Raw genomic sequence first — 23589 nt, forward strand, 5'->3', positions numbered from 1 at the left:
GTGGAGGACTTTTAGAAATCGAGCCTCAGCGCCAGTTGTCCGGTTCGATTGCCGGAGTTCTCGGCCGTTTGTGTTGCGGTGATCTGTCCAAACGAATCAGGAGCAGACACATTCACAGCAGGCGGCGCGAAGTTGGGATGGTTGGGAAGGTTGGTGAAGGTCGCCTCAAAGCGCATCCGGAGCGACTCTCTGAGTGGAAACGTCTTCGACAGACCACCAGCGACCGCGGTCGTGCCAGGTCCTACCAGGCTGCCGACGGCACAGTTTCCAATGCGGCCGGCGCCCGGAATCGGATTGAATGCGTTGATATTGAAGTAGTTGGAGAGCGAACGGTTCGAGGGAATCGGATTCCCGATGCAGTCTGGCCGGAGTGCGGCTCCACGAAAGACCAGATTCAGATTCGCGGTGTCGTAGCTCGGGCTGGTGGTCGGCGTAAGGTATGGTCCTGTCTGCCACATGGAGACGGTGCTGATCTCCCATCCACCCAGCAACGCATCGCCGAAGGAGTTCATGTTGCTGAAGAATGTCCTCTTGCGGCCAAAGGGAAGCTGATAGATCGCGGAAGCGAGGAAACGGTTGCGGCGCGTGCCGACAACATTACCCCGATTAGCGCGCAGGTTGAACCGATCGGCCACAGGAACGCCATAGTTGACCTCAGGCGCAAAGACCGACGGAGCATCGCCCGCGGCGTTGCTCAGGTTTTTTGCCCAGGTGTGATTTACCTGTAAGAGCAGGCCATGGCTCATACGTTGGTTGAGCTCTGTCTGCAGCGCCTGGTAGTTCGCTCCGCCGGCATTTTCGCTGGAGAGGATGCGTGCCCAGTTCGGATAAGGCCGTTTGCTGTAGTCGTTCGGAGTGACGCTGGCGTGCTGCTGGTTCAGGTCGACGGTCTGTCCCATGCGATAGGAGTTCATGCCAACGTAGCTGACACGAAGCCCCATGGCGTCCGTGACCTGACGCTCGACGGTGAAGTTCCACTGCGCTGCCTGGGGATCGCGGAAGTGCAGATTGACGTTCTGATAGAAGTCGCCCGTGCCTGCTGCCTCCTGGGGAGTAAGAGGTGCATTCACATTCGGAAACTGGAAGGCGGGTTGCCCATTTGCTTGTTGGTTGGCTGTCGTCTGCACAACGCCTACGTTGATATTGGTGGTGTTGAACGAGAGTTGTCCGAGGCTTGTCATCGTAAAGATACCGAAGCCGGCACGCAGGACCGTCTTGCTATCGCCGAAGGGACGATAGGCGATGCCGAGACGAGGCTGGAAGTTCCCTTTGTAGAACTCCCGCAGACCATTGCCCACGCCCTTCTGGCTGGCCTTTTCGATTGGAGCGCAGGGGAGAGACGCGTTCACGCCTGGGCAGCCATTGATGGTGTACAGCATCTCCTGTCGCGCGGAACCGTCGTTAGGGAGAATGAAACCACCATTCGATGGATCGAATGCTCCGAGGTTATTGTTCTCGCTCACGAAGGGGGGCAATGCCTGCCAACGGAGACCGGCGCTGAAGGTGATGTAGCGCGTCATGTGCCATTCGTCCTGAGCATAGAGACCAGTCTCATAAGCATGCAGCTTAGTGTCAGGCCCGGAGCGGGCGACATAGCTCTTCGAGGGAAGTCCCAGCAGCAGATCGGAGAACGCGTTTCCGCTGAAGGTGGCCGCGTTGAAGGTGAAGGCGCCAAAGTCGTTCGAGCCACCGAAGCTCTCCAGGTCGGTATAGCGGACGCGACGGAAATCGACACCGAACTTCATGGTGTGGCTGCCCTTCACCCATGTGAGATTGTCGGCGAACTGTAGTGTTTGTGATCTCGTGGTTCCAGTCTTGTCGCGCCCGATCGGTGTGAAGTTTGTACCGTCACTGAAGTCGAAGGTCGGAAATGCATTGACGTTCGGCACATCGCTCAGGTTCAGGCCCTGAAGGCCGAGTTGCTGTACGGCGGATGCTCCGCTGATCGGGAAGTCGACGACCGCGGTGTAATACGTCAAACCGAAGCGGGCTTCGTTCAAGAGCGTGGGGCGGATGGTGTAGTTGTGCGAGAGGATCAGGTTACGATTCGATTCGCGGTGCACCTCGGTGGGAAGCAGATTGTTCGTCACCGTCGAGTCGACATTCTTCCAGCTCCAACGGCCGTAGAGCTGCTGCTTGTCAGAGAGTGTGCGGTCGATGCGGAGATCGTATCCATTAATGTTCGCGGGAGTAGGTGCCTGGAAACGGTAGTTGCCCGTCAGATTGGAACCATCGCCGGAGTTCGGAAGAGGCACATAGTTATTCAGCAGCGACTGCGAAACCGCACTGAGCCGGTTAGACGGAACCTGATTATTGGCGAACGCTTGTCCAGTTGCGGGATCGACGGCCGCTGGACCGGGAACGTTATTCAGATTGCCCGACCGCATCGCGGCTGTAGGAACGCTGAGCACGAGGGGCGTTGTGAAACGGCGACGGTTGCCTTCGTAATCCGCAAAGAAGAATGTCTTGTCGGTGCCAGGCTTTACATGGGGAAGGCGGAGCGGTCCGCTGAAGCTGCCGCCGAAGGTGTTGTAAGCCTTGTGCGCCTTGCTGTCGAATCCCCATGTCTTCGCATCGAAGGCGCTGTTCTGCAGGTATTCGAACGCACTGCCATGGAAACGGTTCGCTCCGGATTTGGTAATGATGGTGACGTCGGCCATCTGCGAGAACTCGGCATTGTTATTGAACTGGGTCACCTTCATCTCGCTGATGAGCTCTGAGGAAGGATTCATGTTGTTCAATGCGCCATTCTGGCGAATGTTCACCGTTGATGTTCCATCAACCGAGTACTGAATCTGGGCGGAGGTTCCGCCGCCAATAGAAACATTGCCGCTGCTGTCCTGCTGGACACCGGGGACGGCGACGAGGGCCGCCAGCGGGCTGTCATTCCCGCCACGATAGTTCATGGGGAGCTGGACTACCTGGTTAAATTTCTTGGTATCGCCGATCGTGCCGCTTTCTGTGTTGACTGTTGTGGCGTCGGCTTCGACGGATACAGTCTGTTGCGCGTTATCGACCTGCAGCTTCACATCGACTCGCAACTGCTGACGCGCATCGAGGGTGATGTTCGTGATGGTGGTTGCGGCGAAGCCATCCGAGCTGGCAGTGACGGCATAAGTTCCGGGATTCAGATTGAGCACCTGAAACTCGCCCCCTGCGTCCGCTGTCGTATCGCGAGTGGAGTTGTCGTTCAGATTTTTGACATGCACAATCGCTCCCGGTAACACAGCTCCGGTGGAATCCTGCACTGAGCCGATGAGGCTACCGAATGTTGATTGGGCGTGTGTCGGCGCGACAACAAGCAGGCCTGCCAGCAGGAGTGCAGTGAGCGCACGGGCCAGCCGACCGAATAGGTTACGACCCCCAAAAGTGTTCATTATTTTCTCCTGACCATTTGTCCCGGTCAGGACGATTGAAGCTTCGTTTTCATCAGGGAGGCATAAAGCTTCCGTTGTTACCAACGCGAAAGGCTTAACCTTTACGCATTTCTTATGTATTTCTGGCTAGTCTCTGAGGTGAAGGGTCCATGTGAAGGCGCTTCGATCGAGATCGGTGCTGTGGACTGCGGCTACTTGCGGCGCGGTTGGATTGTTCGGTTTCGTCTTTGGCGATCGGCTCCAGCTTGCGTTCGCCTGCGTGATCTATCTGTTGCTGACGATCATCGTGGCCTGGCAGGCAAGGTTCCGAGCCGCGGTGGTTACGGCTGTGTACGCAACGTTATGTCTCGACTATTTCTTTACCGAGCCGAAGAGAACGCTTCGACTCGTCTCGATTGCGGATTTCGCATCAGTGACTGCATTTGCTTCAGTAGCGCTGCTCGTGAGCCATCTCTCAAATCGAGTTCGGCAACAGGCAGAAGATCTGGTGCTGCAACGGGAGAGACAGCGAGCGTTGCACGAACTATCCGCGGCCGCTCTTCTTCTGGACTGGCGTGAAGCTTATGGCGAGCATCTGGCATGGTTGGTGGAGCGGACCCTCAATACAGAAGGTGTATCGATCTGGACCGCGCGTGAAGAGCGGACGTGGGTGGCGGGGAATATCGATATTCCTGCAGACTCGCTACGCGCTACGTTTATGGCTGGAAAGGAATATGACCTTACGCGGAATGGAGTTGCGATCCGCCTGCTCAAATCGGGGACGCGGAATATCGGAGTTCTCTGCATCAGGTCGCAACAGGTAGATGCCCTCACCGTGGACTCGGTAGCGTCGATCATCTCGTCTTCACTGGAACGTGTACGGGCACTTAGGAGCGAGGTAACCGCTCAATCAGAGCGCTTGTCGGAGCAGCTTCGTACCTCCGTGCTCGATGGCCTGGCCCATGCGTTTAAAACGCCCTTGACGACGATCTCCGTTGCAAGCGCGGGATTGGCTGAAGTGGCAAACCTTCCTGAGGAGCAGCGCGGCGAACTACTGGCGCTGATCCGCAAGGAAGCTGATCGTCTGAACCTGATCACCGAACAGGTTCTGCGAACGGCGCGCCTGGAGTGGGATAAAGTGCTGACGCTCACCTGCGTGAATCTCGGGGTCCTTCTGGAAGAGACGATCTCTGTCCTTGGAGAGCAGGCAGCCGGCAAGATAGAGGTCGTTCAGCAAACGCCACGCATGACGATCGAAGCTGATCGGGCGGTTCTCAAAATTGCGTTCGAGCAGATCCTTGAAAATGCCCTGAAGTATGGAGATCCGGGAGCGCGTGTGACCGTATCAATCGCAGTCCGGGAAAGCGCGGCGATGATCTCGATTCATAACCACGGCTCTTATATCTCGCCGGAGGAACAGCAGCTCGTCTTTACGAAGTTCTATCGCAGTCCGACCGTAGTACATCGCGCCAGCGGAACAGGGATCGGCCTCTCGGTGGCGCAGCACGCGGTGGTAGCCCATGGCGGGACGATCACGATCAAGAGCGATGAAGGCGAAGGCACGACCTTTGTCATCACATTGCCGATCCAGGAAGGGGAAGGAGAATCATGAAGAGATCCATCATGATTGTGGAGGATGATGAATCGTTACGGCTGAGTCTGTCGAAGACTCTTGCGGCGATGGGGCTGGAAGTGATCCAGGCTTCGAGCGGAGAACAGGCTCTTGAGTCCCTCAGCGATCATCCGCATGCGTGTGACGTCGTTCTTCTGGATCTGAATATGCCAGGGCTGGGGGGAGTTGCAACGTGCCGTCGGATACGTGAGTCATATCCCTTGCTCGGCATCATCGTCTTGACGGTGCGTGACCGTGAAGACGATAAGATCATCGCTCTCGATGCAGGAGCGGATGATTATGTGACAAAGCCGTTTCCCCTGGGAGAGCTCTTTGCGCGCATCCGCGCCGCATTTCGCCGGGCCAAGCTGATTGAGACAGACCGCGAGGCTCCCATCGAGAGCGCAGAGATACTGATCGATCCGGCACAGCATCGTGTCGTGAAGCGTGGAGAACCTGTCCACCTCACACCCAAGGAGTTCGATCTTCTCCATCTGTTGATGCGTCACCTGGGGCGTCCGCTTTCGCATCATCTCCTGCTTACGTCCGTCTGGGGGCCGGAATATGGCAACGAGCGAGAGTATCTGCGCACCTACATAAACCAGCTTCGCCGGAAGATCGAAGATGAGCCGGCCCGGCCAAGGTATATCTTGACCGAAAATTACATCGGCTACCGCTTTAACGATCTTGCCGGCTGACTCTTTATGCCTTCTTCATCGCTTTCTTTAGAAGCTGATCGAAGGAGATTTATATGTTCGTCCGGTTACCAGTCCTGACTGTTTTAGCGTGTGTACTTCTTGCAGGGAGTGGAGGGAATGCGCAGCAGGTGGAGCACCTGTCACCCCGGGAGGCTAAGCTCCTGGCACAGACCGCACATACGAGCGTGGATTTTGAAAAGCTGGCGGACTACTTCCACGCACAATCGCTCCGTTTCCAGAAGCGTGCCGCTGACGAGGAAATTATTATGCGCCGAGAGGCGGAACATATGTCCGGAACAAAGTATCCGTCCAGCTACGAGACGGCGCATCGCCTCCACGATTACTACCGGCAACGCGCCCAGGATGCAGCCGCGAACGCCGCCGCATACGAACGCAGGAGCCAGGCTTCGGGGGCGGCTACCGCATCACGGTAGGTGGCGGCTGTGCTGATGCTTGTTGCGGCGAAAACGAGGTTCTCTGCATACGTTTGTGCATATCTCGGTTAGGATGAAGGCAATTCTTTCCTTATCCGGGGCTGGTGCATGGCGATCCGTCTTCAAGACATCGCAGACGATCTGAAATTGTCGAAGATGACGATCTCAAAGGTCCTTCGGGGCCAGACAGACGTCAGCGAAGAGACCAAGGCGCGTGTTCTAAAGCGCGTGCAGGAGCTCAACTACCGGCCTAATATCTCGGCGCGCGGTCTGAGGACCGGCCAGACCTTTACTATTGGCCTGGCGCTTCCTTCGCTGCAGGACTCCACCTCGGCACAGATAGTCGCTGGCGTGAACGAGGGGGTACGTCCGCACGGCTATAGTGTCGTGATTACGTCAGCGGATGGCGATGCGGAACGGGAAGAGCGCGAGGTCGAGCTGCATCTTTCCAGGCAGGTTGATGCACTGCTGCTCTGCCTGCGGGGTGATGCTTCCGATTTGCCCCAGGTGCTGGAAACGACAACCGTCCCCGTTGTATTGATCGGATATCCGCCTGCGCGCTTCAACGGGATCAGCGTTGCGATCCGGGAGACTGAAGTTGGGCAGATCGCCGTACAGCACCTGCTGGAGCACCGATGTCGGCGGATCGCCTATCTGCGCGGACCGCGTACTCCCATTGGGGATATGCGGTTCACCGGCTTCCTGGAAGAGATGCGAAGTGCGGAACTTGCCGTGAAACAGGAGTGGATCCTGGAGCCCCAGCCGGGAGAGACCGGCTATCGCAGCGGTTATGACGCCATGCAACGACTCATGGCAGCAAAAACGATTCCGGATGGGGTAATGACTTACAACGACCTGCAGGCGATCGGTGTAAGAGATGCTGCCTTGGAGGCCGGTCTGGAGGTTCCACGGCAGCTACGCATCCTGGGCTGCGGCAATACGCTGCCTCTCTGCGAAACGGGACTTACTCTCTCAAGCATCGATCTTGCTTACCGCGAGCTTGGAAAACGGGCGGCCAAGATTGCCCTGCGCGGCATTGGGGAAAAGGGAAATGGAACGGCGCAGCGCTCGGTCTCTCTTTCTCCGCGCATCGTGCCAAGAAGCTCCACGGGCGAGTGGGTTCCGACGGAAAGGAAAAAGACGAAATGAGCAATACCAGCAGAAAGACGCGCACTGGCGCTGCCAAGAAGTTCGACCTGGTGATCTTTGGCGAGTTCTTTTCCGACATGATCTTCTACCAGTTGCGTAACCAGCCGCGTTTTGGCGAAGAGGTAAAGACCGATAGCTTCCTCATTGCTCCAGGCGGCGGTTTAGCCCGCGCAGCAATTGCCGCCAGCAGGCTCGGCTCTGCCACCGGAATCGTGACTCGCGTTGGAACCGACGCTGCAAGTCTGCCCACATGGAATGCTCTGATGGCGGAAGGACTGGATGTCAGCGCCTGTGAGATTAACAAAGACTATGCCACGGCGTTGACGGTTTCGATGGCCTACCGTTCCAACCGGATGATGGTGACGCATGATCCGATCAATCAGCGGCTGGAAGATCTGCTCTCCAGTTCCGCGGTACAGCAGAAGCTGCATCGCGCGCGGCATGTACACTTCGCCTGCGCGCTACGTCGTCCGAAGCAATGGATCCCGGTGTTGAAGCAGCTGCGAGAAGCCGGCATTACAGTATCCGCCGACTTCGGCTGGAATCCCGATCTGTCGCCCTCGCAAATCCACTCCATCGTGCGTCACTGCGAATTCATCTTTCCCAACGAGAACGAAGCAAAGGCTATTACTGGGGCAGGTGATGCGGTGCGGGCCTTGGAGAAGCTGCAGGAGTGGGTCCGGGTGCCTGTCATCAAACTCGGCCGCCGCGGCGCCATGCTGATGGCCGATGGCAAGATCTATCGGGAACCGGCATTGCCTATCGCAGTGGTGGATGCAACCGGTGCTGGGGATGCATTCGACGGTGGTTTCCTGCATGCCTTTCTTCACGGATCGGACTGGGCCGATTGCCTGCGGGCGGGAAATATCTGCGGAAGCCTGTCGTCGGCCTATCCTGGCGGCTCGCACGGTTTGCCCGATCCGAAGGAGTTTCGCCACTATATGGCGCAGGGGAGCGGCCGTTCGGGGCGAGTAAGAGCGCGAAGCCGATAAAAAATCCATAAAAATTTGTTGACAGGGAAAGTTTGGCGGCTTTACGTTACCGATAACGATACCGATATCGGAACGCCGGGAGCCTGGTTCCGTCACCCTTGTTGCAGGGGCTGCTTCCGGTTAATCCGCTCCTTAGGAGGCAGTCGATGAGCTCGTTTGTCACTGTGGTCCCCGCATTCTCCAACATCTTTTCCCGGACGGTCCTGATTCGCCTCCTTCTCCCTCTGTGTCTTCTTCTCGGAGCCGTCCACGCACATGCTCAGCTCGACAATGGATCGATTACCGGTACGGTGCGCGACGCCAGCGGCGCGGTGATCCCCAGCGCTTCCGTGACCATCCGTAACATAGCCACCGGCGTCACCACGACGCTGATAACCAACCAGGATGGCGTGTACCAGGCGCTCGCCCTCATTCCTGGAACATATGAAGTTGAGGTTGCGTCCCCCGGCTTCGGTAACTCGAAGCAGACCGGAATCGACGTACACGTCAAGACACGTGCGCAGGTCGATTTTGAGCTGAAGGCAGGCAGCCAGAACGATACGGTGGAGGTCAGCGCCGAGGTTCTTGGCCTGCAGACGCAGTCTGCTGATGTAGGTAACGTGGTCAGCACAACCCAGATCAACGATCTTCCGCTAAACGCCCGCCGTTATGCGGACCTGGCGCTGCTGGAACCAGGCATCTTCAAGAATCCGGCAGTGGCGAATAGTGCGCCAGACCGCTTCAGCTCCAATGGCAACCTGGAAACCCAGAACTACTTTGCCCTGGATGGCGTGGACAACAACTCCGGATCGACCAATCTGCAGGAGGGCTCGGTGCAGAACGTGCAGCCTCCGCCGGATGCGATCCAGGAGTTCCGTCTGCAGACACGTACCTACTCGGTGGAGTTCGGCACTTCTGCCGGAGCGGTGGTGAATGCCTCCACCAAGAGCGGTACCAACGCCTTCCACGGCAGTGCATGGGAATATGCTCGCAACAGCGTCTTCGACGCCAATAGCTGGGCCAACAATCATGCAACACCCAAGGTTGCGAAGGGTAATTTCAGCCAGAATCAGTTCGGTGGAACCATCGGTGGCCCGATTCGTCACGACCGCCTGTTCTTCTTCGGCGACTACCAAGGGCTGCGCAGCACGCAACAGACGACAGTTTTGTCGGTTGTTCCCTCGGCAGCAATGAAATCGGGTGATTTGAGTGAGGTTGCGGCTTACAATCCGACGGGCACCCTTCCGGGACAAATAGGTTGCATCGTTCTTAAAGTGGTCAATCCGAATTGCATTGATCCTGTAGCACGACGCGTTCTTGCGTTACTTCCCGATCCGAATAACATCCAGAGCCTGAATAACAGATGGGACGGTTCGAGCAACTACAGGTTTAGCTATCAGCTTCCCCAGCAGGTGAACTCGTTCGACACGCGCATTGATCAGAAGATCAGCGAGCGTCACTCGATCTTTGGCCGCTACAGTTTTTTGGACCAGCACCGCCAGGATCCGCCGTGGACGTCAAACCCGACGGTCGGCAATGGCGGGTTCGCAACCGACTACAAGATCCGCAATCAGGGGCTTGCACTGGGATGGACGACAGTCTTCTCGTCCTCTGCTGTAAATCAGGCGCGTTTTGGGTGGAGCCGCGACAGTGCGCATAGCGATCCCATTGGACTCACCTTGGGAGCATCGGCTGCAGGCGATGTCGGGCTCTCAGGCGTTCCAGTTTCTTCCTACGCCGCTGGCCTGCCGCCCATGAGTATCTCCGGCGGTTTTCGAAGGATTGGCGTGGATCTGTACCGTCCACAGTTTCAGGCAGCGCAGGTGTATCAGTTCCTGGATACCTTCACCAAGTTGAAGGGGAATCACAGCCTGATGTTTGGCTATGAGTATCACCGCAACACGTCGACCTTCCTCGATCTGCAGGCTCCGCAGGGCTATATGGGTTTCTCTGGTCTGTTTACCAATAGCAATGGATTTGGTTTTGCGGACTTCCTGTTGGGCAATGTGAATCAGACCATCTACAACAGCGCACTGGTCGTCCATAACTTCTTGTATGGCAACTCCTTTTTCGGGCAGGACACCTGGCGTGCAACGCGGAACCTGACCATTACGTATGGAACCCGCTATGAGTTGTATTCGCCGATGCTGAACCGGACCAATCAGCTCTCGAACTTCAACACTGCTAATGGCGGATCACTGGCGGTGGCGAGTAGTGGCGGATGGGCGCAGCGAGCCCTCATCAATCCGGACAAGAACAACTTTGCTCCGCGCGTCGGCTTCAGCTACCAGGCGACCGATAAGATCGTTCTGCGTGGCGGATACGGTGTCTTCTACCAGTACATCAACCGTATCGGCTCTGAGTCGCAGTTAGCTCAAAACCAACCGTTCCTGAAGTTCGTGAACGACTCCCGCACAATCTCCGGAAGCTCGCCGGTCTTCTTCCTGCGGAACGGCTTCCCGGGAGCGACGTATGCCAATGCGACAACGCCGCTCTACATCCAGAAGACAAACTGGCAGGACCCAAATCAGCGCACCAGCTATGTCCAACAGATGAGTTTTGGACCGCAGATTCAGTTGCCCAGCAATATGGTGCTGGAGACCATATGGGTAGGGAACTTCGGACACAAGATGAACCGCCTGCGGAACGCCAACCAGGGGCTGATTACGGGCTATACGGGCTCAACTCCGAACGTGGTCTTTCCCTATGCCAACCTGAACTCCGGCACTCTGCATGCCTTCCTCGAGCAGGCGACCAACGACGGCAACACCAATTATCACGGTCTTGTCGCCAGCCTGCGGCGGCCCATGAAGAATGGTCTGGCGTACCAGTTCAGCTATACCTGGGCGCATGCCTTCAGCGACTATGCGGATAACCTTACTGCCGGTTCCACACCGCAGAACGCTTATGACTATGCGCATGAGTACTCGCAGTCGCCCTTCGACCAGCGTCATCGCTTTGTGGCGAACGCGCAGTGGAAGCTGCCGATCGGACGTAATGGCCTAGTGCTGAACAATGGCTCGACGGCATCCAAGCTGGTCGGTGGCTGGCAGCTCAATGCCATCGTTACGATGGAGGCGGGAAACCCCTTCAACGTGACAGCCACTGACTTTACGCAGACCGGGTCAAATCATGCGATGTATGCTAACTGCCTTTCCGATGGTTTTGCAGGAGCCTCGCGTGACCGCATGGCGATTACAAATGCTGCTGTATTGACAACTAATGGACGCTATTTGAATCCGGCTGCTTTCGCGCAGCCGGCAAACGGGACCTTCGGCACTTGCCGTCCGCGGCCGTATGCGGGGCCTGGGCGTCATAACGAAGATTTGAGCCTCTTCAAGCAATTTGAATTTACAGATGCGCGCAAACTGGAGCTGCGTTTTGAGTTCTTCAACGCATTCAACCATCCAAACCTGGCCGCCCCAGGGACCAGCGTAGCGACCCCGAATACGTTTGGAAAAATCAGCAGTGTGGTGAACAACGCACGCCAGGTACAGATGGCCGCCAAGTTCTACTTCTGATCTTGTGTGAATAGGAGCGGCCGGACCGCGGTCCGGCCGCAAGGAGATGAAAGGTCGTTATGCCGTTTGTCAGAAAGTTCACTGTATTGGCGCTGACTCCCGTGTTGTTTGCGGGACCTATCTCCGCCGCACATGCCTTTCAGGCGCGCCCGCAGGTCGATGCACGGCCGATCGCAGCGGATGAGGGGGCCGCCGCGTTGTGGCAGTCGTTGAAGCGCCTGCAGACCCGCGCCAGCCTGATGATGATTGTGGCGCATCCGGACGACGAGGATGGAGCGACCCTGGCCTACCATAGCCGCGGTGTTGGCGCGCGCGTGGCCTTGCTCACACTGGACCGCGGGGAAGGCGGCGCAAACGTGATGTCCTCCGACTACTGGGACGCCCTCGGCCTGGTGCGTACAGAAGAGCTGCTACAGGCTGGCCGCTATTACGGTCTGGATGCACAGTACTTCACGTCGATGACGGACTACGGCTTTTCGAAGTCTCTCGATGAAGCGTTGGGACAGTGGGGACACGACAAGGTTCTGGAACAGGCGGTGCGTGTTGTCCGCACCGTGCGCCCGCTCGTCGTTTGTTCCGTCTTTGTAGGCGGCCCAACCGATGGACATGGACAGCACGCAACCGCCGGTCTGATGGCGCAGGAGGTCTTTAAGGCCGCCGGCGATCCAACGAAGTTCCCAGAGCAGATCAAGGAAGGCCTGTTGCCCTGGTCCCCGGTGAAGACATACGCCCGCGCTCCCTTCTTCCGCGTTTCAGAGAAGGGAATGTACGACTATGCCAACCACACCTGGGGTCCGGTTGGAGTCACGAATCACATCACAGGTAAGTGGGAAGAGGGGCGGCCCTCGGTCACGGTCAGCATTCCGGCCGGAAGCTTTGACCCGGTGATCGGCGAGACCTACTCCCAGGTATCCCGTGAGGGCCTCGGATATCAGCGCTCGCAGAACGGCGGACAAAGCGTGCCCTTGCCAGGCTCGCAGATGAGCGACTATCACCGCTTCGGATCGGTACTCAACTCTCCCGCGAAGGAAGAGACCTTCTTCGACGGTATCGACGTTTCGCTAGCGGGGATTGCAGATCTCGCAGGATCGAAGCCTCCCGCTTTTCTGAAGCCAGGATTAGAGGAGATCGCATCGCAGATCGAACAGGCGATGAAGAGCTTCTCGGCACAGAAGCCTGCGACGGTGGCCTCTCCTCTGGCGAAGGGCAAGCTGAAGGTTGAGTCTCTGATCGCCGAGACGGAGAAGAGCGGTCTCTCCGCGGAGGCGAAGTACAACGTCCTGCATGAGCTGCGGGTCAAACAACGCCAGTTCAATGATGCTCTGGTAGCGGCGCTGCAGTTGAAACTGAATGCCGACGTCATTCCAGCAGGGCAGGAGGACGGCATGATGGCCGCAATGCGCGGCGCAGCTTCTACCTTCCAGATGGCAACGCCCGGTCTTGCATTTCCCGTAAAGGTTCATCTCTACCAACCCACGGTCCCGTCGTTGACGGTCAAGAGCGTGAAGCTGGTGGGCACATCCGGCAAAGACTGGAGCGTCTCAGGTCCCACCTCTCCCGCAACATTGACCGCAGAAAAGGCAGCAGACCCGACCTTCAAGGTTAAGGTCCCAGACAATGAGCCATACACGCAGCCATACTTCACCCGTGCGGGTCTGCAGAATGCTGCATATGATGTCGCTTCCAGTGCGCCCAGGAATACACCGCTCACTCCTTACCCATTGCAGGCTGTGGCACAGGTGGAGTACGAAGGCGCCACTGTCGGTCTGGCAAGTGTCGTTCAGGTCGTCAGCAAAGTGAACGGACCAGGTACGCTGCGGTATCCCATGCCGGTTGGCCCCGCGCTGTCGGTAGCGATGTCGCCGTCGGCTGGAGTTGTGCCGCTCGGCAGTAAGTTGATCAACGTGAGCGTCCGCGTGCATAGCAACGTGAAGGGGGTCGCTTCACCATCCGTGAGTCTGTCGCTTCCCGAAGGCTGGACTGCCGAGCCTCGGTCCATTCTAGTGAAGTTCTCGCAGGAAGGCGAAGAGCAGACCGTCGCCTTCACCGTGACTCCCAAGGTTGCGGAAGGGAAGGAATACATCGTCACCGCCGTTGCGGAGCTTGATGGCAAGTCTTACTCCGAAGGCTATGTGACGATCGGTTACACCGGTCTACGGCCGTATTTCCTCTACTCGCAGGCGAAGTATGCCACCACTGGAACCGATGTGAAGATGGCTCCGGATGTCTCCGTGGCCTATGTCGAAGGCAGTGGCGATGACGTTCCGGCAGCGCTGGAGCAGATCGGTGTACACGTGTCGTATCTCTCGGCGCAGGATCTGGCAAATGCCGATCTGCAGAAGTACAGTGCAATCGTCCTCGGTGTTCGTGCGTATGCTGTGCGCCCTGATCTCATCGCGAATAATGCACGTCTATTGCAGTATGTCGAGAAGGGCGGTACCGTCATCGTGCAGTACAACACGCCCGAGTTCGACCACAACTTTGGACCCTATCCTTACGTGATGAGTAATGATCCGGAAGAGGTGACAGACGAGAAGTCGGTTGTAAAGATCCTCGACCCAAAGAATCCCGTCTTCAACTGGCCGAATAAGATCACGGAAAAGGACTTCGACGGCTGGATCGAAGAGCGAGGATCAAAGTTCCTGCAGTCCTGGGACCCGAAGTACACCGCGCTTCTGGAGACGCACGATGCCGGCCAGCCGGAGCAGAAGGGCGGCCTGGTGTATGCGCGCTATGGCAAGGGCGTATACGTCTACAACGCATATGCTTTTTATCGCCAGCTCCCGTTAGGAGTTCCAGGGGCCTTCCGTTTGTTTGCCAATATGCTGAGTTTGCCGAAGAATCCGGAGATCAAGTAGTTCGGGGACGATCTTCATGGCGAACGCGGGACAACAACTCGGGCATCTGGAGCGTGGAATCGGTCTGTGGGGGGCGCTGTCGGCCAATGTGTTGAACATGGTCGGCGTAGGCCCCTTTCTTACTATTCCTCTGGCGCTGGCAGCGATGGGCGGTCCCCAGGCGATGCTCGGTTGGATCCTGGGAGCGCTGCTGGCGTTGTGCGATGGGATGATATGGGCCGAGCTTGGCTCCAGGATTCCCAACTCCGGCGGTTCCTATCACTACCTGCTGATGGCTTTCGGTCCCAAGAGGCTCGGACGCCTGATGGCTTTTCTCTTCCTCTGGCAATCACTGCTGGTGGGGCCCATCTCCATCGCCTCAGGCGCAGTAGGCTTCGCGGACTACGCCAGCGTCTTCCATCCCATGTCGGCTGGTCAGTTGAAGCTGATAGCGATGGTGTTGTGTCTGTTCAATATGGCCGTGCTCTACCGCTCGATCCGCTCCATCGGAGTGCTGTCGGTTGTCGTCACAGTGATTGTGCTGGCGACCTGTTGTTGGATCATCCTGAGCGGCATTACACACTTCCATCCGGCTACCGCCTTCAATTTTCCTCCCCACGCCTTCCATCTCTCCCATACATTCTGGCTTGGCCTCGGCTCCGCAACCCTGATCGCAACCTACGATTACGGCGGCTACAACAATGTCTGCCTGTTGGGCGGAGAGGTCAGAAATCCAACCAAAAATATTCCGCGCGTTGTGCTGCTCTCGATTGTGTTGGTGGCAGCCATGTACCTGGCGATGAATATCTCGATCCTTGGCACGTTGCCATGGCGTGAGGCGCAACATTCGAAGGTGATCGTCTCCGACTTTATGTGGGCGGTGCATGGAGCATGGGCCGCCAAAGCAGTCTCCATCCTGATCCTGATCGCAAGCTGGGGATCGGCCTTTGCCATCCTGCTCGGGTATTCGCGCATTCCCTATGCGGCCGCGGCAAATGGAGAGTTCCCCGCTGTCTTCGCCAGGGTGCATCCGAAGGATCACTTTCCAACCGTCTCGCTCATCTACATGGGGATTGCCTCGATGGCGATGTGTTTCTTCTCGCTGGCTGATCTGATTGCGGGACTGATCGTGATTCAGACTATGCTGCAGTTTCTCGGACAGTGTATTGCGGTTATGTTGCTGCGGCGGCAGTCACCACCTGCACCCGGCAGGTTCCGCATGCCGCTCTATCCGCTGCCCGCCCTGGTGGCATTGGCGGGATGGCTCTACATCGTTGGCACCAGCCAGCTAAAACACGTCGCCGTAGGCGCAGGCCTGATCGTCGCCGGTGCGGCGGTCTTCTTGTTTCAGGCAAACCGGGCGCAGGAGTGGCCATTTCAGCAGGCATGAAATACGACGTCACAGTCATCGGTGAGATTTATCTGGACCACGTCTTCAGCGGGTTTGCGGACTGGCCTGTCCCTGGGTCTGAGGTCTTTACCGACGAATACACCTGGGAGCTTGGCGGTGGCGCTATCACGACGGCCTGCGCGCTCTCACTGCTGGGAGCAAAGGTGCGTCTCGCAGGCGTTGTAGGCGAAGGTGACTATAAGGCCATCGCAGATCGCCTGGAAGAGTTCGGCGTCTCGGCTGACAGTCTAATCGTTGAAAAAGGGCGCAGCGGCGTCACCGTCAGTATCTCCACTGCACATGACCGCACCTTCTTTACCTATCGCGGTGTGAATGACCGTCTCGCAACGTATCTGGAACAGCATCTCGAGGTGATGGAGGAAGCTGCGCAGGCCAGGCACGTCCATCTCGCGCTTCCGTTAGAGGTGGGAGCAGGCGCCAGAATCGTGAAGGCGCTGAAAGGCCATGGAGCTACTGTCTCCATCGATGTCGGACATCATGTCGAGTGGTTGCAGAACCAGGAGAATTGGACGCTGATGCGCATGATCGACTACGTCATGCCCAACGAGAAAGAGTCAATGATGCTTGCCGGAAGCCCTGAGGCGTATCTACGGCTCTGTCGTCAGCACGATGTGGAGCATGCGCTGGTGAAGCTTGGGCCTGCGGGTGCGATGATGTTGTCGAACGGCAAGGAGTACTGGGCAGCGCCACCCCTGGTGGATCTAGTCGACACAACCGGCGCCGGTGATGCCTTCGATGCCGGCTTTATCCATGCGCTGCTGGAAGGACTTTCGCCGCAGCAGTGCCTGCAGCATGGCTGCGTCTGCGGAGCTCTTTCGACTCGCGCCGCCGGCGCTCTGCGAGCGCTTCCTACTCGTAATGAGGTAGAGGCCGCCCTTGAGGAGTTCTATGCCACGTAAGATTGCATTTCTCGGCGGTGGCGGTGTTCGCACGCCGCTGGTTGTTTTCGGCATTAATGAGTCAGCACAAACGCTGAATGCGGAAGAGCTGATGTTGTACGACGTTGACCGGCATCGGGCGGAGATGATCGCTCGCCTGGGACGTGAGGTAGTCCGTCGCGAGTCTGGCGCGCTGAAGATTTCGGTTGCGAAGTCCCCGGAAGAAGCTGTAGATGGCGCGAGTTTCGTGCTGAACAGCGTCCGTGTTGGAGGCATTGGGTCACGCGCCAATGACGAACGTGCGGCGATGCAGTGCGGTTATCCCGGACAGGAAACGACCGGCCCCGGTGGCGTGGCCATGGGACAGCGCACGATTCCGGTCGCTATTGAACAGGCAAGGCTGGTGGAACGGCTTGCTCCCTCCGCATGGATCATCAACTTCACCAATCCAGCGGGTCTCATTACTCAGGCGATTGCTCATCATTCTGATGCTCGTGTGATTGGCATCTGCGACACGCCAACGGAGCTGCTTCATCGCATCCAGACCGCACTGCAGGCTCCCACGAAAGATGTTGTCTGCGAGTATGTTGGTCTGAATCATCTGGGATGGGTACGCCGTGTCACGCTGCGCGGTGAAGATGTGACCTCACGCATCCTGCAGGACGATGCGATTCTCTCGCAGCTTTACTCTGCACCGCTGTTCGATCATGAACTGATCCGTGCCATCGGCCTGATTCCGACCGAATATCTTTTCTTCTATTACTCTCGTCGTCGTGCGCTTGAGAATCAGCGCAAACAGGGAGCTACCAGGGGAGAGCAGATTGCAGCAATGAACGAGCCGCTGATGCAGCGATTGATAGAGTTGTTGACGGCCGGTGAAGATGCGGCTGCACTGCAAGCCTATGTGGACTACCTGAACCTGCGCTCCGGTTCCTATATGAAGCTGGAAGGCGAAGGAAAGTCGGCGTTCGATGAGGCGACGCCGCAGGAAGATCCATTCCGTGCAGCGAGCGGTTATCATCGCATCGCGTTGCAGGTGATGAATGCACTCAGCAGTGAGACGCCGGAGAGTGTGATCGTCAATCTCCGCAACGGCAATACGATTCCCGAGATTGCTCCGGGAGACATTATCGAAGCCGCGACACAGATCAGCCGGACTCAGCTTGCTCCCATTCCCGTGGGCCCACTACCGGAAGCTGTGCGGGGCCTCGTGTTGGCAGTGAAGGCGTATGAACGCGCGGCGATTGCTGCTGCCGTCAGTGGCTCGGAGCGAGATCTTCGCAAGGCGATGCTGCTCTATCCCAGCATCGGCGAATGGGAGCCATCAGAGGAACTGTTAAAGACAATGAAGTGGAGTAGTAAGGCTTAGCGAATAACCCATGCGCTGGGTGCCCATGTCCGGGGTCCCCAACAAACTTGTTTGTTGGGGTGGTGTCCCTCGGGGACATGGGCATTCGAGCGAAGCTCGAACCGCTTTGTGATTTCGCAACAAAGCAGGTCCTTCGCTCCGCTCAGGATGACAGCAAAAAAGCAATCGAGCGATCTATTTCTTTGCGCCCGATACAGCCACGCCAACCAATGAGTCAGCGCATCCGTAGTAAAGGAACCATTTGTTCTTGAAGTACACCAGACCTTCAGCAAAGGTCGTTCCGGTAACGTATTGTCCCGTTTTCTCGAACGGCAACTCTGGCTTGAGAAAAGGCTCCGCTGTCCTCTCCAAAAGCTTGGAAGGCTCCGTCGCAGAGAACAACGCCTGCCCAACCGAGTAAGCGCCTGGATCAAGCCCAGGCGCCCCATCACTGGAACCATTCTTCCCGTTATAGAGAACCACGATTCCGCGTTCCGTCAGCACCGGCGGAGGACCGACCTCGGGGAACGCACTGTCGAAGAGTCGGGCCCGCTGCTTAAGCACCGTCACCGGAGAGCCGTCGGCATTCTCCACCGGTGTCCAGTGAACGAGATCAGGAGAGGTCGCCAGATGAACCTCCACCTCACCCCAGTACATCCAGTACTTGCCTTGAATCTTGGCTGCGATCAGTCGACCACTGTTGAGCCGCGTAACGATACCACCAGACTTATAGCTGTGATATGCGCCTGAATCTTTGCCAGGGAACATGGGGCCGTACTTGGTCCAGTGGGCAAGATCCTTTGAGGTTGCAATGCCGATGCCGGTGCTCTTGCGATTCCACTGGGTATAGGTCAGCACATAGGTGCCGTCCTCGCCTTCAACCAATCGCGGGTCCTCAGTGCCTCCAGGCCACTCCCGATCTTTCTGCGCATCGCTTGCCGGATAGAAAACCGGTTCAGGCTCGCGGGTGAAGTGAACACCATCGTCACTGGAGGCCAACCCCAGCCGCGAGGTATGCATGCCGATCTTCATCTCGCCGGAGTCATCCTCGGCGCGATACAGCACGTAAACCTTGCCGTTACGCACCACGGCGGATGGATTGAAGGTACTGGTGGCTTCCCAGTGGACGGTCTGTTGGCTTAGAGGATCGGTGAAAGAAGATGCCGGTCGCGGCGAGAGAATCGGAGCGGAAACAGGCCGGTCGAATGGCCCGATCGTCCAGTTCTGAGCAGAACTCTTTTGAGCAAAACTCATGGCTGGCAGCAGAGCTACCAGCCATGAGAGGTGACGTATCGTCGATGTCTTAGACCGCAAAGCCATAGGGATCAACCCTACAAAGCCGCGAGCGAAATTACCAGTCCAGCTTCTCCGGTAGGAACTCCGCAAACAGATCGTCGTAGTAGGGCTTCAGTTCCTTCATGTTCGGCTTGGTGTGGCCCTTGGAATAGAGGTCATACGGATTGAACTTCCGCACCCACTCCAGCATGGCCTCGTCCTTCTTGTTCATCAGATGCGTGTAAGCGCCATGGCGGTGCCACGCATAGAACGAGTGGAAGCGCAGCATGTACAGCGCCTCATCCGGAAGGTAGGGCTTCATTACTTCGGCGATGTAGCCGTCGTGACCGAAGGACATGTGCACGTTTTCGAGACCGCAATTCGGCTCATAGATGCCGTACTTGGTCTGGTACTTGGCCACCAGGCGATCCGGGTTAGCGGCGAAGTACTCAGGGAAGACGATCTGATTGGACCACGCACAGCCTACCGGGAAGGTGTCGCCCACAACACCCCACTGCGGCTCGCCATAGAGGCAGAGGCACTTGCCCAGGTCATGGATAAAGCCCACCAGAGCCATCCAGCGAGGCTGCCCGTCCCGGCGCATGGCTTCGGAGGTCTGCAGCAGGTGCTCGATCTGGGTAAGGTCGGTATCCGGGTCGCTGTCATCGACCAGAGTGTTGAGGAACTCGGCCGCTTCCCATACGGTCTTCTTGCCGCGCGTCAGGCCGAAGTACTCCTTCTCCTTGCCGAGAACGTAGTCAACGGTCTGGAACTCGTGGTTCAGGCGATAGAACTCGGCCACGCCGGGGTTGGCCTCGGCATCATACTGGCGGAATTCAGTCTCAGACTTTCCTTCCTTGTAACGGCCTTCCAGGAAGTCTTCCCACTGATCGAGATCGTGGAGGGGAGTAGCATTGGCGGGTGTGGCGGACATTGGGGCGGCTCCTTGGTGTACGGATCGAGCGTGATAGCCATTCTTCGCCAGAGGCTATCTACGTAATCGATTACGTAAAACTATAGACACGCCCTGTCAGCATTGACAATAGAGATTCAAGGAATATTTACAATTCGCTCCGGTATCGGTTACGCCGGCTTCCAGCTGCTCGCGCGAACGCGGAGATGCGGCTGGATCAGAATGCTGCGGGCTGGTTCTTCCGGATCGTCCAACAGGCGGATGACTTCTTCTCCCGCAGTCCGGCCGATCTGGTCTGTCGACTGGTCGACCGAGGTGAGCGGCACCCGTAAGTATTGGGCATAGCGGAAGTTACCGCAACCAACGATGGCGACGTCCTCCGGAACGCGGAGGCCGGCCTCCAGAACCGCCTCAATGGCGCCGATGGCTGTCAGATCGTTGTAGCAGAAGACGGCGTCTGGCCGGTGATTGAGTTTCAGCAACTGCTGCATGGCCTTCTGTCCGGCGGCGATACCCGTCTCTTCGAAACGCTCGTGCATCAGCACATATTCCGGCGGCACTATGGCACGATGCCGCTGCAGGGTTTCTGAGTAACCGCGCATACGCTCATGGCCGGTACTCAGGTGCGAAGCACCGATGTGTGCAATGCGCTTCCGTCCGGTCTCCAGAAGATGTTCGGTAGCAATCTCCCCAATCTTGAAATCGTCTGACCCGACATAATGAGCATCCAGGAGAGGGAAATTGCGGTCTACCAGAAGGATGGGTGTCTGCTTTTCGCCGACCTTGAAGATGTTTTGCAGTTTGCGCTGGCAGGATGAGATCAGCAGCATGTCGACCCCGCGGGTGAGCAGGGCACGAATCTCCCGCTGTTCGATCTCAGGATCATCCTCAGAGGAGGCCAGCAGCAGAGCCCGGTCATGTTCGCGCAGTACCGCACCCAGGCTCTTGGCTACTTCGCCGAAGTAAGGATGCAGCAGGTCCGGCACCACCAGGCCGACGTTAGCCGTGCGTCCGCTAATGAGGGCCCGGGCGATGAGGTTGGGTTTGTACTGCAGCTCCTCCATCCGCTTAAGCACGCGCTGGCGGGTCTTTTCACCGACGTCTTTACGGTTGCGGAGCACCTTGGAAACCGTAACGGTCGAAACTCCAAGGTCACGAGCAATGTCCTTCAGGCGGACAGCCATCCAATCTCCTTTTAACTCAGTGTAGAAGAAAGACCCTCTTCGCGGATATCAGTTGCGTGTCGGCGCCAGGCGCGCGCGCTTGCGGATGAGCTGCACGAAGGTTTTTACGGCCGGGTTAGTGTTGGATTTCTTCCAGACGAGATACAGGTCGGCATGAACCGGGGGCATCTTGATGTGGCGAAGCGCCACACCGTCAAAGTGCAGCGCCTCGGCCGTCTCCGGCACCAGCGCTACCCCCAGCCCGGCACTTACCAGCGCCAGCATCGAGTGGATCTGGCTGACGTGTTGTACATAGATCGGCTGCAGGTTGTGGCGGCGGAAGATGCTGTCGATCAGGGCATAGAAGTAGAAGCCGTCCTTGGGCGAGAAGGTGATGATCGGCTCAGAGCGCAGATCGTCCAGAGCAACCGTGGTTTTACAAGCGAGTGGATGCTCCGCCGGCACCGCGAGCAGTAACTGCTCGCGGGCGATACACAGCCCATCCAGGTCGGGCTGGTTAGGCTGCTGGCGTCCTAAACCCAGGTCAATCTGGTTGGCCTGCAGGGCTTCGACCTGCTGCACCGTCACCATCTCCTCCAGCACGATCTCCAGCTCTTTTAGCTCGCGGCTGGAATAGGCCAGAAGACGAGGAAGATGGCGATAACTGGAACCGGCAGTGAAACCCATGCGCAGACGTCCGGCCTGTCCCTGCGAGTGCCGCCGGGCGACAGAGACTGCATTTTCAGCGAGCGAAAGAAGCTGCCGCGCCTCTGCACGAAACGCGTGCCCAGCCGGGGTGAGTTGCACACTGCGGTTGTTGCGCTTGAAGAGCGGAAACTGCAGCGTGTGTTCCAGCATCTGGATCTGGCGGCTGAGTGGCGACTGCGTTATATGCAGCCGTTTTGCTGCCCGTCCGAAGTGGAGCTCGTCGGCCAGGACCAGAAAATAATGCAGTTGTTTGAGCTCGAACATTAAGTCCTTTTCTGCATGATTTGATGCTCACTATGATTCCACAAAGCATCGTTCGGCGGACTATAGTTTTACCTGCCGAGCGGCGGCGCGATCGCCGCGGGCTGGAGAAGAAGAGACAGAATGCCCCAGATGCTTCCCGCAGACCTGGCAAAGACGATCGGCAGCGGCCTGCTGTCGTTTCCGGTAACCCACTTCACCGCAGCGAACACCTTTGATGAGAGCGCCTATCGCACTCATATCGGCTGGCTGCTCGAGCACAATCCCGCGGGTCTATTTGCCGCTGGTGGCACGGGCGAGTTCTTCTCGCTTACCCTTTCGGAGTTCTCCCATGTCGTACGTGCTGCCGTAGAAGAGACAGCCGGACGTGTTCCTGTACTCGCCGGTTGTGGATACGGCACGGCCATGGCGATTGAGTTCGCAAAAGCCGCCGAGGCTGCCGGAGCCGACGGCATTCTTCTGCTGCCCCCATATCTGGTCGGCGCAGAGCAGGCTGGTTTGATCGCCCATGCCGAAGCGGTCTGCGGCGCCACCAAGCTGGGCGTCATCCTCTACAACCGCGACAACTTCGTTATTAACGAGGACAGCCTCGAAGCGCTCTGCAATCGTTGCCCGAATCTGATCGGTTTCAAGGATGGCTACGGCGATATCGAACTGATGACCCGCATCTTTACCCGCATGGGCGACCGGCTGACCTACGTAGGCGGTCTGCCGACGGCGGAGACCTTCGCGCTGCCGTACCTGGAAATGGGCGTCACCACGTACTCCTCGGCGATCTTCAACTTCCTGCCTAACTTCGCGAATGAGTTCTATGCCGCGGTACGTCGCCGCGACCACGAGACCATCTACAAGGGCTTGAAAGAATTTGTATTGCCCTACAGCACCATTCGCAATCGCCGCAAAGGCTATGCGGTTTCGATTGTGAAGGCCGGCCTGAAAGTTGTGGGACGTCCCGCCGGTTCGGTACGCACTCCATTGCTGGATCTCACGCCGCATGAACTGGAAGAGCTGAAGGCACTCATCGGCAACCGCTCGTAGAAAGCAAAAGGGTTGA

16 protein-coding genes are annotated in these 23589 nt (G+C 57.6%); 11 read left to right on the plus strand and 5 right to left on the minus strand.

Annotated features, from left to right (window positions below; translation table 11 throughout):
- Positions 1-11: 11 nt before the first annotated feature.
- A complete protein-coding gene (locus FTW19_RS09940; RefSeq protein ID WP_147647476.1) occupies positions 12-3377 on the minus strand; it encodes a TonB-dependent receptor in 3366 nt (1121 codons plus the stop codon).
- A 151-nt stretch (positions 3378-3528) separates the two neighbouring features.
- Here FTW19_RS09940 and FTW19_RS09945 point away from each other — a divergent pair, with 151 nt between their 5' ends.
- From FTW19_RS09945 to FTW19_RS09990, 10 genes are all read left to right on the plus strand, one after another.
- Complete coding sequence (locus tag FTW19_RS09945) at positions 3529-4968, plus strand: sensor histidine kinase (RefSeq protein ID WP_147647477.1); 1440 nt, start codon at positions 3529-3531, stop codon at positions 4966-4968.
- Positions 4965-5666 carry a response regulator transcription factor gene (locus FTW19_RS09950; protein ID WP_187143403.1) on the plus strand — a complete coding sequence of 234 codons (702 nt, stop codon included), beginning with the start codon at positions 4965-4967 and terminating at the stop codon, positions 5664-5666. Before FTW19_RS09945 ends, FTW19_RS09950 begins: the two co-directional genes overlap by 4 nt.
- Positions 5667-5719: 53 nt before the next feature.
- Positions 5720-6100, plus strand: a complete 381-nt coding sequence (locus FTW19_RS09955) for a hypothetical protein (protein ID WP_147647479.1) — start codon at positions 5720-5722, stop codon at positions 6098-6100.
- Positions 6101-6208: 108 nt separating this feature from the next.
- Entirely contained in the window at positions 6209-7249 is a 1041-nt protein-coding gene (locus FTW19_RS09960) for a LacI family DNA-binding transcriptional regulator (protein ID WP_147647480.1), read from the plus strand.
- The gene (locus FTW19_RS09965; RefSeq protein ID WP_147647481.1) at positions 7246-8241 is read left to right on the plus strand and encodes a carbohydrate kinase family protein; all 996 of its coding nucleotides are present in this window, start codon (positions 7246-7248) and stop codon (positions 8239-8241) included. Before FTW19_RS09960 ends, FTW19_RS09965 begins: the two co-directional genes overlap by 4 nt.
- A gap of 146 nt (positions 8242-8387) precedes the next feature.
- Entirely contained in the window at positions 8388-11741 is a 3354-nt protein-coding gene (locus tag FTW19_RS09970; RefSeq protein ID WP_147647482.1) for a TonB-dependent receptor, read from the plus strand.
- A gap of 59 nt (positions 11742-11800) precedes the next feature.
- Positions 11801-14599 carry a PIG-L family deacetylase gene (locus FTW19_RS09975; RefSeq protein ID WP_147647483.1) on the plus strand — a complete coding sequence of 933 codons (2799 nt, stop codon included), beginning with the start codon at positions 11801-11803 and terminating at the stop codon, positions 14597-14599.
- A 16-nt stretch (positions 14600-14615) separates the two neighbouring features.
- Positions 14616-15968 (plus strand): APC family permease, encoded by a 1353-nt coding sequence (locus FTW19_RS09980; RefSeq protein WP_147647484.1) that lies wholly within the window; start codon positions 14616-14618, stop codon positions 15966-15968.
- Positions 15965-16888 (plus strand): carbohydrate kinase family protein, encoded by a 924-nt coding sequence (locus tag FTW19_RS09985; protein WP_147647485.1) that lies wholly within the window; start codon positions 15965-15967, stop codon positions 16886-16888. Before FTW19_RS09980 ends, FTW19_RS09985 begins: the two co-directional genes overlap by 4 nt.
- The gene (locus FTW19_RS09990) at positions 16878-18236 is read left to right on the plus strand and encodes a 6-phospho-beta-glucosidase (RefSeq protein WP_147647486.1); all 1359 of its coding nucleotides are present in this window, start codon (positions 16878-16880) and stop codon (positions 18234-18236) included. The genes FTW19_RS09985 and FTW19_RS09990 overlap by 11 nt, the downstream gene beginning before the upstream one ends.
- Positions 18237-18410: 174 nt before the next feature.
- Here the strand turns inward: FTW19_RS09990 and FTW19_RS09995 are convergent, their stop codons facing one another.
- The 4 genes from FTW19_RS09995 to FTW19_RS10010 form a co-directional block, all read right to left on the minus strand.
- Positions 18411-19535: a glycoside hydrolase family 130 protein gene (locus FTW19_RS09995; RefSeq protein WP_222705561.1), complete on the minus strand. Its 1125-nt coding sequence runs from the start codon at positions 19533-19535 to the stop codon at positions 18411-18413.
- Positions 19536-19566: 31 nt separating this feature from the next.
- Positions 19567-20424, minus strand: coding sequence for an inositol oxygenase family protein (locus FTW19_RS10000; protein ID WP_147647487.1), 858 nt, complete (start codon positions 20422-20424; stop codon positions 19567-19569).
- Between the two features lie 149 nt (positions 20425-20573).
- The gene (locus FTW19_RS10005) at positions 20574-21587 is read right to left on the minus strand and encodes a LacI family DNA-binding transcriptional regulator (protein ID WP_147647488.1); all 1014 of its coding nucleotides are present in this window, start codon (positions 21585-21587) and stop codon (positions 20574-20576) included.
- 48 nt (positions 21588-21635) lie between these two features.
- Positions 21636-22538, minus strand: a complete 903-nt coding sequence (locus FTW19_RS10010; RefSeq protein ID WP_147647489.1) for a LysR family transcriptional regulator — start codon at positions 22536-22538, stop codon at positions 21636-21638.
- Between the two features lie 120 nt (positions 22539-22658).
- Here FTW19_RS10010 and kdgD point away from each other — a divergent pair, with 120 nt between their 5' ends.
- The gene (gene kdgD, locus FTW19_RS10015) at positions 22659-23573 is read left to right on the plus strand and encodes a 5-dehydro-4-deoxyglucarate dehydratase (RefSeq protein ID WP_147647490.1); all 915 of its coding nucleotides are present in this window, start codon (positions 22659-22661) and stop codon (positions 23571-23573) included.
- Positions 23574-23589: the final 16 nt, after the last annotated feature.

The sequence above is a fragment of the Terriglobus albidus genome, from assembly GCF_008000815.1.
Lineage (GTDB): Bacteria > Acidobacteriota > Terriglobia > Terriglobales > Acidobacteriaceae > Terriglobus > Terriglobus albidus_A.